7 protein-coding genes and 1 pseudogene are annotated in these 15381 nt (G+C 38.8%); 2 read left to right on the top strand and 6 right to left on the bottom strand.

Features of this window, described 5'->3' with window-relative positions; genetic code table 11:
• Window positions 1-3 precede the first annotated feature (3 nt).
• From EYS08_RS06380 to EYS08_RS06370, 3 genes are all read right to left on the bottom strand, one after another.
• Window positions 4-3132: a SusC/RagA family TonB-linked outer membrane protein gene (locus EYS08_RS06380; RefSeq protein ID WP_131029224.1), complete on the bottom strand. Its 3129-nt coding sequence runs from the start codon at window positions 3130-3132 to the stop codon at window positions 4-6.
• Window positions 3133-3333: 201 nt separating this feature from the next.
• Window positions 3334-4113 (bottom strand): response regulator transcription factor, encoded by a 780-nt coding sequence (locus tag EYS08_RS06375; RefSeq protein ID WP_131029223.1) that lies wholly within the window; start codon window positions 4111-4113, stop codon window positions 3334-3336.
• A 13-nt stretch (window positions 4114-4126) separates the two neighbouring features.
• Window positions 4127-7258 (bottom strand): ligand-binding sensor domain-containing protein, encoded by a 3132-nt coding sequence (locus EYS08_RS06370; protein ID WP_165456391.1) that lies wholly within the window; start codon window positions 7256-7258, stop codon window positions 4127-4129.
• Between the two features lie 605 nt (window positions 7259-7863).
• On the opposite strand from EYS08_RS06370, the gene EYS08_RS06365 reads away from it, so the two are divergent.
• Both EYS08_RS06365 and EYS08_RS06360 read left to right on the top strand, forming a co-directional pair.
• Window positions 7864-9537 (top strand): arylsulfatase, encoded by a 1674-nt coding sequence (locus EYS08_RS06365; RefSeq protein WP_208745798.1) that lies wholly within the window; start codon window positions 7864-7866, stop codon window positions 9535-9537.
• Between the two features lie 19 nt (window positions 9538-9556).
• Window positions 9557-10669, top strand: coding sequence for a formylglycine-generating enzyme family protein (locus tag EYS08_RS06360; RefSeq protein WP_131029221.1), 1113 nt, complete (start codon window positions 9557-9559; stop codon window positions 10667-10669).
• 28 nt (window positions 10670-10697) lie between these two features.
• Here EYS08_RS06360 and EYS08_RS26615 read toward each other — a convergent pair.
• The 3 genes and pseudogenes from EYS08_RS26615 to EYS08_RS06345 all read right to left on the bottom strand — a co-directional run.
• Window positions 10698-10826 (bottom strand): annotated as a pseudogene (locus EYS08_RS26615) (GNAT family N-acetyltransferase); the annotation flags it as partial.
• 194 nt (window positions 10827-11020) lie between these two features.
• Window positions 11021-13747 (bottom strand): ABC transporter permease/M1 family aminopeptidase, encoded by a 2727-nt coding sequence (locus EYS08_RS06350; protein WP_208745797.1) that lies wholly within the window; start codon window positions 13745-13747, stop codon window positions 11021-11023.
• 572 nt (window positions 13748-14319) lie between these two features.
• On the bottom strand, window positions 14320-15192 hold the full coding sequence (locus EYS08_RS06345; protein ID WP_131029219.1) for an ABC transporter ATP-binding protein: 873 nt from the start codon (window positions 15190-15192) through the stop codon (window positions 14320-14322).
• Window positions 15193-15381: the final 189 nt, after the last annotated feature.

Raw genomic sequence — 15381 nt, 5'->3', positions numbered from 1 at the left:
TTTTTAGAAAGTTAAGTTGACACCTAAATTGTAAACCCTGACAGATGGATATTCCAATCCTGTATTGAGCTGAGTCTCAGGATCAACACCAATATCTTTTAAATTATCTATTGAGAACAGGTTAAAGCCATTAGCGTAAATTCTAACTTTGCTAATCTTGGCACCTTTAAGCCATTTTTGCGGCAAATTATAGCCCAGCTGAACATTTCTCAACCTCAAATAGGAAGTATTTCTAAACCAGAAACTAGAAGCACGTTGATTGCTTTCATTATTGGATTTTTTTAATGCAGGATAAGTTCCTGGAATCCAAGGACTATTTACATCAAATATATTTTCTCGGTGCCAACGATCATTTAAAAGAAAATCAGGCGAGTTTGCATCATTTTGAAAAGGCAGTTTCAATTCTGCAGCACGGCCACGGCTTTGCATGGTGGCACCGGCAAAGTTGAGCTGTACATCAAAACCTTTGTAAGCAAAAGAGCTGTTTAAGCCAAAATTTAGGTAAGGCAGGTTACTTTCGCTATACCCATTCGGTCTTTCATCCAGACCATCAATCACGCCATCATTGTTCTGATCTTTATAAATAAAATCACCTGGCAATAATGTTGTATTATTTTGGCCATCAATATCAACCGGATAATTTGCAATCTGCTCTTGAGATTGGAACTGCCCTATAAACTCATATCCCCAATTGATGCGGGCCCAACGATCTTCTATCGAATTTCGGTATCGATCAATAGAATTTCCAAATCGAGGTTTGTAAGTGTACACATTCCTTAACCTTGCCAGGGTAGCATTTATCCCAACGCTATACCCCAGCTCACCGCTTTTGCCCGAGTGGTTTAAGGCCATTTCAATTCCTAAAGTCCTGTTGGCATTTAAATTTTCGCTCGGTGCTGCAAAACCGACTTCAATAGGCAAAAGCACATCGTAGCGTGGTGCCGGTATACCGGTCAAATCTCTTCTAAAAACTTCTACAGAGCCGCCTAGCTTACCTTTCCACAAACTAAAATCGAGGGCGATGTTGGTAATGGCACTTTTTACCCAGGTTAATCTGGTAACTGGAAGGCCTCTGGCGGCTATACCTGTGATCAACTGGCCATCTAAAAAAGCGTTCCCTGATCCAAAATTATATCCCGGAAGATAGGCAAATGCGCCAACACCGTTATCTTCGCTACCGGTTTCCCCGTATGATGCCCTTAGTTTTAAATCTGTAATTACTTTTTGAATACCTTCTCCCTGCATAAATCCTGCTTTCGAAATTCTCCATCCACCAGATACAAAAGGGAATAACCCCCATCGTTGACCTACAGGAAAACGCCATGATCCGTCATACCGCCCGCCAATTTCCAGCAAGTATTTGCTATCAAAATCGTAATTGGCACGAAAAATAAACCCAGCTCTAGCTTCTTCCGTTACGCGGTCGCTCACTGCCTGCAATTCATTAAAAAAGTTGATGATATCAATTTCATTACTTACTGGCTGAGATCGCACAAAGAATAACTTATCCACTCTTTCCTGAGTTTCCATGGCAGCGATGGCACTCACATTGTGCTTGCCAAAAGTACCGGCATAGTTTAGTTGGAGGCGAAGTACATTATCAATGATATAACCATTATCTCTGGAGCGGTAAGGATTTTGCTGGCCACCCGTAACATTGTAGGCGTCTGTTGCAGCATTATAGGTATAAGTTTTATAAGTTTTTTCGTAAGTATTACCCAATAAGTTATTATAGAAAAAGGAATACATCCCATTGGCCGTTAAGCCCTTAATTGGAAATTTATATTCGAGATCGAAAGTGGTTTGTAGTGTGCGTCTTTCTGTTTTATTGTAACCTGAATATTCAAAAGTGGCATAATTGGTTGCAAAATTATTATTGGTAGCCGGATAGGCCGGATTTCCATTGGCATAAGGCCCTTCAGTGGGCAGATTTCTAAATTGCCCCAACAAGGCGTTAAAATAATCATCTTCCCCTGGCAGACCAAGTAAATCCCGGATCTCAATCTTTCCATTGATTTTTATTCCGGCTTTTAACCGTTGTCCGATTCTTGTTTCAATATTACTTTGTAAATTGGTCCGGTTAAAGTTATACCCTTCAAATACGGCATCTTGATCCATGCGGGAAAGCGAAAGGTAATAGCTTGTTTTCTGAGAACCTCCGGTAGTATTAAGGTTAATGTAAGATTGTGGAGCATAGTCTTTTATATAGGTAGACCAATCAAATCCCTCATAACCCGGAACGCCCTGCTGCCATTTATTTACTTCTTCCGGCGTCCAAACAGATGTACCGTTTTGGTTAATATCTGCCTCGGCAAGTGCCCTTACATAATCGCCTGCGCTGGCGGCTTTAGGAAAACGGAACAAACTTTGCAAACCATAATAGGCATTCACATTAATTTTATTTTCCTTATTAAAGCCGCCTTTTTTCGTTAATACCAATACAACACCGTTTGAGGCCCTTAAACCATAAATGGCTGCAGCAGCATCTTTAAGGATGGAAAGGCTTTCAATATCTTCGGAATTTAAATTATTGAACTGTTGCGCTCCAGATGGTACGCCGTCAATAACATATAGCGGATCGCCAAGGTTTCTAATCTGCAATCTTGCTTCTGCACCAGGCCGACCATCTGGGGCCCTGGAAGTGACCCCTGCCACCTTACCAATTAAGGCCTGAGAAACCGTGGGTACTGGCGTTTCAGTTAACTCTGCTGAGTTTACCTTGGCTATGGATCCGGTTACACTGCTTCTTCGCTGTTCGCCATAACCTACCACAACCACCTCTGTTAAAGCCTCCGACGAGGTAATGAGTTTAACGTTAACCGTAGCTCTATTGCTTATACTAACCTCTTGGGAATTAAAACCCACATAGTTAAAAACCAGCACATCGTTACCATTGGCGGAAATGCTGTACCGGCCATTGGCATCAGTAACAGCCTTTGTACTTTTGTTTTTCACTGTAATGGTAACAGCAGGGATAGAAATTCCTTGTTCATCTGTAACAGCACCCCGGATGGTTCCTTCTGTTTGTTGCCATAAAAGTGATTTTTTGTCTAGGCTCCCGTAATTTTTAATGGAGTATGCCGGCAAAACGCAAGCACAGAGCAGCCAAAAAACTGCAGATAATTTCAGCATAGTTGAGTTATATTTGGTTATTAATTAGATGATTTTAATCATCTACTTTACTAAATCGATTTGTTTAAGAGAAATGACAGTTTATCATTCCCTATATCACTAACAGATGATACGAATTTAGTATTAAAGGAAAGTCGATTTTATTCAATCTTTAGATGATTTATCTCAAAATAAATCAGCAGATTAGGTGCTTGGAACCTATTAATTATTGGCTTTAAATTTATCGCGTAAGGCAGTAATATAATCTATAGGCGATTGTTTAAAATAGCGCTGGAAGCTTCTGCCAAAAACAGTCTGTGATTTATAGCCGACAATCTGAGCAATTTCAAAAATTTTATGGTTGTTTTCAGCCATTAATTGCACTGCTCTGTTTAACCTGGCCTGAGTAACCAAATCCTTCACCGGAACATCCAGCAGCTGCTTAATTCGCCTGTAGAGCGTAGGGCGACTCATGTGCATATGCATTGCCAAATCATCGATATCAAAATCGCTATTGCTTAAATTCTTAAGAATATATTGATCTAATTTTTTTAGAAAATCATTGTCTGATTGTGATCGCTCCTCGAAATGAAGGTGGCTAAAAGGATCCTGAAGAACGTGATTTCTAACATTTGATCTGTTTTTGAGCAGATTATCTACCTGCACCAATACCAAATCATAAGAAAATGGTTTTTCGATGTAGGCATCTGCACCATGCCTTAAACCCTCAATCTTTGCTGTAAAAGTATTTTTTGCAGTAAGCAAAATGATGGGAATATGGGCGTATTCGGGGTTTGACTTAATTTTCTCACACAATTCAAAACCATCAAGGCCCACCATCATCACATCACTGATAATCAAATGAATAGCGTGCTGTCGCAGTACCTCCAGTGCTTTAAAACCATCTTCAGCCGTAATTACCGTATAATGCTCACCAAGTACTTCAGACATGAACTGTAAAAGATCTTTTTCATCATCAATAAGCAGTATAGTATGCGGCATTTTCTTAAATTGGTTAGCTAATATCAAGTTTTACCTTTTGATTTACGGGTAAGATTAATTCAAATATATTCATTTCATCATGTTGGATCAATAATAATTTTCCATCATGCAGTTCTGCCAAATGTTTGGCCAGCGCAAGGCCAATGCCAGATCCAGGGATATTTTTTTGATGATCGATTCGGTAAAACGGTTCGAATATCTTTTGCCGGTATTCAGGCTCAATTAGATGCCCATCATTTTCAACCCTTATCGCGAAACGCTGCTTACCGGCCTGACTGCAGAGCCTCAAACTCATTTTAATGTTTTTTTCAGAATACTTGATCGCGTTGGAAAGCAGATTACTGATTATTTTTGTGCAGGCCTCCTGATCTACATAAGCATTTAAGTTTCTTTTGGGTAGTACTAAATCCAATTGCAGCTTTCGCGCTGCGAGCTCAAGCGAGAAAATATCAATTTGATCTACAATGAGTTTGTTGAGGGGTACCCGCTCGAAATTCAATGCAAAATGATATTCCTCGGTTTTTCTGAAATCAAGCATTTGCGTAGTGAGCATGATGAGTCTGTGAATGTTCTTTTTAACAAGCTGGAGATTTCTTTCCACAATAGAAACATCATCAATCTTGTTCAAAGCCCAATCAATTGGACCTTTAACCAGGGTTAGCGGGGTTTGTATCTCATGAGCTATATTGGTAAAAAACTCAATTTTGGAATGATAGATCTCTTTTTCCTTCTTTAACGCAAAAAGCTGGTGCTTGCGCTGGTTTTTGACCTCGATAGACCTGTGGTAAAAATAGATCACTAGAAAAATGGATGAAACCAATAATACGCTGTAAATGACATAGGCAGCAGTAGATTTCCAAAAGGGCGGCGAAATTTTAATAAAAAGTACCCTTTCAGGGGTTTGCCACAAGCCGATATTACTTCTGGCCTTAATTGCAAATCGATATTCGCCAGGAACGAGATTGGTAAAATAGGCCTTTCTATTGCTGTTGATCTGCGTCCAGCGATCGGTCAGTCCTAAAAGCCGGTACTGATAGCGGATCAGGTCTGGTGCAGCATAATCAAGAGCTGCAAACTCTATATCGAAAGTAGACTGATCATACTCCAGCTCAATGGAGTCAACTGAAAGTACGTTTTTCTTGATTTCGTTTGCGTTTTCCTGAGCGCTGTTGCTGCTAATATGTAGCGAGGTAATGTAGATGGGTGGTATTGGTGTCTGTTTCCGCAACGAATCCGGATGAAAGGCAATCAATCCCTTAACAGATCCAAAGTACATTTTGCCATTCGGGTCTTTATAAGCGGAATTGTAATTAAACTGATCTGTTAACAGTCCGTTAGACTTAGAGTAAACCTTAAATTTTTCTGTTTTAATATTGAAACAGATTAGCCCTTTTAAACTACTGATCCAAAGATTCTGATGGTCATCTTCCAATATCCGAAAAAGGTTATTGGTTGGAAAACCATTTTTGGTACCATACCTTTTAAATGTCTTGCGGTCCTTTGCCATCTTGATCAGCCCCCCACCTTCTGTACAAAACCAAATATGCTGTTGGCTATCCTCATAGATACCTTGAATAAGATTCTCTGTCGACTGCAGGTTGCGGCTATCCTTAAACCTGATATTTCCATAAGTCCCTGTTTTAGGGTTATAAAAAAAGGTTCCATTGGCCAGGCTTCCAGTATATATTGTCCCGAGGTGATCTTCTCCTATTGCGAAAACGTATGAATTTTGAGGAATTTGAGGTATGGAAATAAGTTTTTTTTGCTGTGGAGAATAGGAATATAAACCCGCCCCCGTTGTACCGATGAGGATCTCATCTGTTTTTGTCTTAGCGATAGACATGACGAATGCTTTTGCCGGCCCTGATGGGTGCCTGAGATCCTGAAAGCGTTTGAGCAGTTTGCCCGTCCGCTTGTCCAGAATCTCCAGCCCCTGTAAAAATGGCCCCGCGAATACCCGGTTATCATTAACTAACAAACCGTGAATGTTGGGGTACGAAAGATCTGAGGGAATTTTTCCATTGGAGAATTGACTAAATGATTTAGTTACAGGATCAAACCTATTGATCCCCGCGTCTTCAGTTCCGATCCATATGTTCTGATCCTGATCACCGCAAATTTCCCTTACCGCATTTCCCGAAATTGAATTTACGGCGTTAATTGGAAAATATTTTTCAAAAGCATTATTTTCTGTCGATAAATGATTGATCCCGCCAAAAAAGGTACCGGCCCAGATTCCTCCCCTTTTATCCTGAATTAAACAATAGACGGCGTTATCGCTCAGAGAATAATAATCACCGTTTTTTTTCTCGATACTTTTATAGGTATCCTTGCTGAGATCATAGATATAAATGCCCCGCTCTGTTGCCAACCAACAATCACCGTTTGATAAGACTTTCATGTCCCTCACGAAAACAATCGTTCCATCGACATTTTTTGTAAGTAGTGCTTTAGTAACGCCATTTTTCAAATCATATTTATACAAACCATGGGTTGTTGCAATCAGTACGTATCCATTCATGGGTAAAATCCTGGTAATGGGCCAGGCTACATTCGTCTTAAATTCAGTTTTTACAGCACTTAAATTGAAATTCTTATCGCCAATCTGAAGTGTTTTAACAACTCCTCTTGCGGTTCCGATCCACAACATGCCATTTTTATCGACCTCAGTAACTGTAGCCCCAATATTCGTATTAAAATACTTTCCGCTCGATGGCCGATAAGTATAAATTCTTCCGTTTGCGGCCAGCCAAAGGTTGTTCTTATCATCGTGTGTGATGCTTCCAACATGGCCAAAAGGTAATTGTGCCCGCTTGATCTGCTCTGAGGGTAAATCAAGAAAGAATAACCCGTTTAGCGTACCAATCCACAGCTTACCAGATTGATCCTCTTTTAGTGTGGTGATTGAGTTTTCTCCCGAGCGCCTTTCCGCAAAAGAGAAATCTTTGAAATAATATCCATCAAAGCGGTTAAGACCTCCTTTCGTACCAATCCAAATGAAGTCTTTATGGTCTTGCATAATCGCCGTTACCGTGTTGTGCAACAGGCCATCATCCACCTGGTAGTTCTGAAAATAATACGATTGCGCTTGAGAAACGAGGGTACTTAGCAACAAAACGGTAATAAAATAAAATCGTTTAAACATATTATCTACCATTTATTTAATACCAATAAGTTGATCATAATATTTGGTTAACAAGCCTGATATGCACTGATGTAAATTAAAAAAATCCTGTTTTTTTAATGGAGGTAGCTATTCAACTTAAATCAACACGTTTGTAATGGGCATTGATCTTTTTAATTGGTCCATAGATTAAAGCCTGCCATACAATGATAGTAATAGTAAATTATTTTCTGAACAAAGACTTTCTTCCATTCCTATAAATGAGACAAATAGGCCAAATATTGATCAAAAACGTTCAGACCGTTTGGCTTAATTTGTAACGGAGCTTCAGGTTTCAAGCAAAACCAAATATAATTTCATGATCAAACGCATTCCGTTTCTTACGAATTCAAACAATTCATCATAATTCAAGAATTTGCAGCATTCATTAACGACACATTTTACAATCAATCATTATTCAACCCAATCAATAATACTTTTTCCGAAAGGGACGAGATCAAAATACATATTTAAGATATCAATTTCACATGAGTAAAACGCTAGACACACTTTATAAAAGTACTAGAAAAAAAATTAATCTCTTTAAAACGCTCCCAGCTTAGCAAATTAATTTTAAACGTTTAATAATGATGAGGTACATTACAAAATTATCAATTGCTTTTGCCACTGTGGTAACTTTATTTATTACCGGGGCATCTTTTACAACTTCCAATTCTTTTAAAAAAAGATTAAAAATAGATAAGGCACCAAACATCCTGGTTATCCTTGCCGATGATATGGGTTATTCGGATATAGGCTGCTATGGTGGTGAGGTGTCTACACCAAACCTGGATCGCCTGGCATCAAATGGATTACGCTTTAGGCAATTCTATAACGGGGCAAGGTGTTGCCCAACAAGAGCCTCACTAATGACAGGCCTTTATCCTCACCAGGCAGGTATTGGCCACATGACAAATGACCCCGAAGACAGCACCGCCTACCAAATGAATTTACCAGGTTACCAAGGTGCTTTGAATAACAAATGTATAACCATTGCCGAAGTTTTGAAAAATACAGGCTACCAAACGTTTATGTCTGGAAAGTGGCATCTTGGATATAGTGGATCCCAAAGGTGGCCATTGCAAAGGGGCTTTGATAGATATTACGGCATTCTTGCAGGCGCAACGAATTACTTTGAACCCACCGGATCAAGAGGACTAACATTTATGAATGAGCAAGTAAAACCAGATGGAGATAACTTTTACCTTACCGATGCCATTACCGATAATGCCATTAGTTTTATGGAGCAGAGCAGTCGAAAACCAAATGCTCCATTTTTTATGTACCTCGCGTACACTAGTCCGCATTGGCCTTTGCAAGCCTTTAAAAAGGATATTGACCGATATAGGGGTAAATATAAAATAGGATGGAAAAAGTTGAGACAAGAGCGCTACAACAGAATGAAAAGGATGGGCGTGATTCTTCCAGTGGCAAATTTAACGGATGAAGACGGTGTAGACTGGGATAAACTAACGCCAGAGAAAAAAGATGAAATGGATTTCAGGATGTCGATCTACGCTGCTCAAATTGACAGGATGGATCAAAATATTGGGCGAATAATTAAAATGTTAGAGAAGGCTGGAGAACTGGACAATACTTTAATCCTTTTCTTGGCGGATAATGGAGCCTGTGCCGAAGGGGGGCAATTAGGTGGTGGCCTGAAAGAAAATCTGGGATCCAAACGTGGCTATTTACTCAGTTACGGGCAATCGTGGGCGAATGTTTCCAATACACCATTTAAAAAATATAAGCATTGGGTAAATGAGGGTGGAATTAGTACCCCTCTAATCGTACATTATCCAAAAGGCATCTCTAGTGCAACAAAAGGAAAATTTACTGATCAATATGGTTTTCTTCCAGATATTATGACAACGATTGTAGACATTTCCGGCGCAAAATATCCAACTCAGTTTAAGGGGAATTCAATTTTACCCATGGAAGGAAAAAGCCTGATGCCAATTATCCAAGGGAATGAAAAATCGGTTCATGAAGAGCCTATTTTTTGGGAACACGAAGGCAATGCAGCTGTAAGGCATGGCAATTTTAAACTCGTTTGCGAATATGAAGCAGGAAAACCAAAAAAATGGCAACTTTACGATTTACTGAAAGACAGATCAGAAACAAATGATCTTGCAAGTACTATACCAGATAAAGTGGTAGCTATGTCTGCTGCCTACGAGAAATGGGCCTTGAGAGCTGGAGTAGAATCTTTTGATAAAATTAGAGGTATAATGGCTGCAAGGCAAAAAAAAAATAATTAATAACTCCTGAAAAATATAAATGAATAAGAAGATTTTAATTTTAATCAGTTTTATTATTTGGCTTGGCTGTTATTCATGCAAGCCAAAATCCAAAACGCCAGAAAAACATGTTACCGATATAACATCGTGTCACAGCAATTTACCAAGTCGGTATGGTGTAAAAACCGCTGGATCTAGTGATACGATATTTTCTTCTAAAAATACCAGCAAAGCAGGCATGAGATGGATTGAAGGCGGAACCTTTACAATGGGTTCAAAATCTGCAGGGGGAAGGAATGATGAATATCCGGCTCATAAAGTGAAATTGGATGGATTTTGGATGGACGAAAAAGAAGTAACCAATGCCCAGTTTGCAGCCTTTGTAAAGGTAACTGGTTACAAAACTATGGCCGAAAGGAAACCTGATTGGGAAGAATTGAAAAAACAACTACCAAAAGGAACACGAAAACCAGATGATTACCTGCTTGTTGCAGCTTCGTTAACATTTACCCCACCCAGCCAACCCGTTAGGTTGGATAATTACACTGCATGGTGGAGCTGGACTCCGGGAGCCAACTGGAAGCATCCGCAAGGACCGGGTAGTAATTTACAAGGAAAGGAAAACTACCCTGTGGTTCACGTTTCTTGGGAAGATGCAGCAGCCTATGCCAAATGGGCGGGAAAACGCTTACCAACAGAAGCTGAATGGGAATATGCAGCTAAAGCCGGGAAGGATAAAAAATATGCTTGGGGCGATGAAGATGTTGAAGCGGGTAAGCCAAAAGCCAATACCTGGCAAGGAAATTTTCCAAACAATGATACCGCATGGGATGGTTTCAAAGGCCTCGCTCCTACTGCGAATTTTAAGCCAAATGCTTTTGGATTGTATGACATGGCTGGTAACGTTTGGGAATGGGTAGCTGATTGGTACACTCCGGATTATTACAGCCAATTTCAGGGAACGGTTGCTAATAAACCTAAAGGACCTCATAAAAGTTTCGATCCAGAAGAGCCAAACACGAGTAAAAGAGTAACCAGAGGTGGTTCGTTTATGTGTCATGCATCTTATTGTGAAGGTTATCGAACAACATCAAGGATGAAGTCTTCGCCCGATACAGGCTTGGAAAATACTGGATTTAGATGTGCTAAATAGATTAAAAAGCATCAATACAGCTTTATTATTAAGATACATATTTAGCAAAACCTAACAATTTCTTTCCAATCCCATGTCCAAAATATTTAGGGTGTAAAAAGAGCATTTCAACTTTTCTTTCGGCAACGCCGATAAAACCTATTACAGTATTTTCGTATACCGAACAAAAACTTGAAAGTCATTAAAATTTATATTAGTTACTAATTCTTTAATTTCTTCAAAATCAGTTGGGGACAAAAAGTTGTGTGTAACAAGAACAGATTTTCCCCAAATTGCCAAAACTTCTCACCGATACTATTCATTATAGGGATATATTGTAAAATTGTCTTCGTACATCATATTGTTTAATTTTTATCTAGCAGCTTGCTTCAAAGGCTTTATCCTTTCAAATAAATCGGTTATCATATGTTGTTTAGAATCCGGAGCTACGCCGCGAAAATACTGAATGAGTTCTATTGTTGTAGCATAGCGATTTAACTTTTTCTGCTTGTTAAAAGAGCGCCAATCGTTTAGAAAATGTTGTAATGCTTTGTTTACTTTCGCTTCCCCAATTTGTTGCTGCAATTGATACATCGCAACTGCTCCTTTGTTGTAGTAGATGTGTTCTTCATTTTCAACCAAGGCCAGCGGCAGTTCTTTTTTGCCTGACTTTAACTTAGCTTGGTTATATTCATCCGACTGGAACTTCAAAAATTGCTGCACTTTTTTATCCGAATATTTTTCTTTCAATACCATGATAGCTGAATATTGCGCCAATGTTTCCAAAATCATATTTTGTCCCTGTACATTTGCAGCTTCCAATTGTAAACCCCACCATTGGTGCGACACTTCATGTGCTGTAATATAAAACGCCATATCCACATCTTTTTGATCATCAATATCCATCACAAAACCGAGTGCTTCCGAAAAAGGAATAATACCTGGCAGCGATTGGGCAAAGGCTCGATATCTCGGAAATTCTACAATACGCAGCCGGCCATATTGGTAAGGACTGAAATTTTTGCTATAGTAACCCAAAGACATTTTCATAGATTCCATCATACGATTGAGGTTGTATTCATGTCCTTTTTGGTAATAGATCTCCAAATCAACAGGTTTATTTGTGGTATTTCCTAAAGGGATGCTAGTATCTCTCATCACTTTATAATCAGCCGATACTATGGGATAAAAATTAATGATTTGTTGATTGGTTTTGTAATGAAAATAATTACGACCATTAGTATTCCATTTTGCTACCAAATTTCCGGAAGTGAGTGCTGTTTGTGGCGCTGCTGTACTGATTACAACATCTAAGTTAATACCATCCGAATCACTTCCGCTACGTGCATTTGTCAATTCTCTTACATCATTACGCTTGGCTTTTTGCTTTCGTGGTAACAGTTCAAAATCTTTTCTATCGTCTTCTTCTTGCAGTTCATATTTTTTTTGATAACCAAAACTCGGCAACACCGCATTGTCAAAAAAAGTACCGTTAGCAACTACATCTATATCAGAATTATCAGCTTCAAAACCCTTTGGTTGTAAGCTTTGTTTAAAATTCATTTTTAGTGTTTTACCCGGAGCTAAGGCTTGGTCCAACTGATAAATAGTATAATGGTATTTTTCATATTTTTTGTATGTTGTTGCTCGGCGATTAAAGATTACATCTGTTAATGTTATATTTGATTCTAATAGTTTTTGCACATGAATTTGCCGAATAGGATCTGGAGATGTATTGGTAAGCAGATATTCACCTTTAATTTGATAGGCTCTCTTTGAAGGAAACAAATCAATTTTTAGGTTGACAGCTGTAATTTTAAGCTGTGACATGTATTCAAACTGCTTCAACGTCTTTTCGTAACCAGCTCTAAAACTGCTTTGCTCACCCTTCGTCCAAAATTCATTTAACACATTAGTATTGTAAAAAATGTAACTTCCAATACTGATGAAGAGCGTTAGACAAACTAAACTAAAAATCCTAACCGATCTTCCTATTTGTTTTAGTCCGCTCGTCCATCTTTTGCGCAAGCCTGTTTCATTTCCTTTTGCCATCAAGATACTCGCAAAAATTAAGAGCAGCAAACCAAACAAAACCCAATAAATTTTTACCCAAAGGTAGGCTGTTAAGAAGTGACCATATCCATTCATATCAGAATAACTAGCCAGCGCCTGCCCGCCAAAATTAAGTAACGCATGTTCTAAACCAAATACGCCGATAGCTACGTTGATGATGGCAAAGGCGATGGTGGCGAGCATCCCCATAAATTTGTTGCCCGTAAGTGCCTGAAAGAAAATGGCTGCAAAAGTGTAAAGTGCCAAAAATGGAAATAGCTCTAAGAAAAAACCGAAGAAATAGACATCCAATTCGTAATGATAATAGCCGTTTAATGTTTGAAAGAGAATGCCAGCAACAATGAGCGAAAGCATCACAATGGCATAAATAAGCAGTAACCCCAGAAATCTGCTGCTCAGATTAACAAAACTAGAGAGCGGTGTAGCATCATGAATAAGGTTAAATTTTATGTCCTTTTCCTTCCATATGATTTCGCCAGCATAAAATACCAAAATAATCATGAAGAAATAAATAGACATCTCCCGCAACTCTTCGATAATGAAATATGTAGTTGGGTAACTATCTACACCATAAGAAGTGCCCAAACTTACCGAATTGACCAAAATAACGATGAAACAGCACAAAATAATCGCCCAAAAAGAAATGAGCTTAAGAATAGATAAACTATGAAACCAAGCGTTAAGCAATAGCTGAATGAACTTTGCTTTCATATCATAAACAGGTGTAACTGAGGGTAGGCATTTCGTAAATATAACCGCTGTGGTTTTAACTTTTTGTAGTTGCTTTTTATGAGAAACCTTTTCATTGCTAACTATCAATTTAAACTTGATGTAGCCAATCGCCAAAGCCAAAATACCCAAGCCTAGCCAGAAAAATTTGTTAAACAGCATAATCCCCGAAACGGGAATAAGCAGAGTATTTCTATCCGTTATACCCCAACCTTTAGTTGCTTTAGTTAAGGTAGTGAGCGAAAACGGATCCAATAAGGCCTGAAAGGTTTCATTTGTAATCCCTTTGGTAATCATAAACAATACAAAAATGACCACACCCTGTGCATACACCACCATCAAATTTTTAGTGAGTGCACCAGTGGTAAAAAATACAGCAGCACCAAAAAATAATGTAGGCAAAACCACCCAAATAAAGGGCTGCAGGTAATTGATGAACTCAAAAGGCAAAAACTCGTTTGGCTTGTTCCAAGGCAGAAATTCTCCGATCATCATGCCCCAAAGCACAGCACTAAAAATAAAAATTAATACAACAAAAGATCCTAAGAAACGGCCCAACAGGTAATCTCTTTTAGCGATTGGATTTACATAAATTAGTGAAGTAACATCATACTGAAAATCACGCAGTACCGGAACCCCCATAATCATCGAAGCAATAATCATCGATAATCCGGTAATTGCAGCCATCGTTTTAGCAATCACAAGTGGCGCATTCTTTTTTACCAATCCTAAATCTATGCCCTGAAAAACAAACTCCACGCCTACTGCCGAGAACAAAAATAGCAGCAAAAAGAAGAAATAAGTTTCCGGTCGCCTTAATCGGTATTTAATTTCGAAGATGAAAAATTCGTAGAACATAAGTATATTGGTTAACCGTTAAAAATTTGAGACATATAAACATCTTCCAAGTTCGCTTCAATAAGTTTGAAGCCATGGCCCAGATGAGTGTCACTCAGCACATGAACTATCTGGTTTCCTAAATACAGTCGATCACTGATCACCTGGTATTCTTTTTTGTATTGTTCTAATTCGTTTTTATGTATCATTTTCTCATACAATCTCCCCTTCAAATTTTCCATAATTTGTACGGGATTGCCCTGAACAAGTACCTTTCCTTTGTTAATAATGGCCATCCGAGAGCACAGTTCTTTCACATCATCAACAATATGTGTAGAGAGAATAACGATGGTGTTTTCGCCCACCTCACTCAATAGATTGTAAAAACGGTTGCGTTCTACCGGGTCTAATCCTGCTGTTGGCTCATCTACTATCAGTAACCTGGGGTTGTTTAGCAATGCCTGGGCAATGCCAAAACGCTGTTTCATCCCTCCGGAAAATCCACCCAATTTTTGTTTTCGCACTTCATGCAGGTTTACTTTATGAAGTAGCGCCTTTACAATTTCTTTACGCTCTTTGTTATTTATAATTCCTTTCAGCACCGCTAAATGATCCAATAATAGCTCAGCAGATAATGCCGGAAAAACGCCAAATTGCTGTGGCAGATAACCTAATACCTTACGCAATTCGTTAGGCTGTGCTAAAACATCAAGATTCCCCAACTGCATACTGCCAGAATCAGCTGCCTGTAAAGTAGCTATAGTACGCATCAAGGTAGATTTACCTGCGCCATTTGGCCCCAGCAAGCCATACATCCCTATGGGTATTTGCAATGATATATCTTGAAGCGCTTTTATGCCGTTTTGGTATGTTTTAGAAAGATTGCTAATGATGAGTTCTTGCATAATTGATTAAATTTTAAGCCAATATTATGCGCAATAAAATGGATAAAAAAACAACTGGGATAGATGAATGACGTGGGGGTTTGAATGGCCAGTACCGAGGGATAAAAGCACTTTGACACCACCCTCAATACGTTCATCACGCTGCTGGGTATGTCTGTAACAATTCATTAATACCGCCTAAATTATTAT

The organism is Pedobacter kyonggii, from assembly GCF_004310665.1.
Classification (GTDB): Bacteria; Bacteroidota; Bacteroidia; order Sphingobacteriales; family Sphingobacteriaceae; genus Pedobacter; species Pedobacter kyonggii.
Note: the sequence above shows the minus strand (reverse complement) of the source record. Positions and strands in the feature narration are given on the sequence as shown.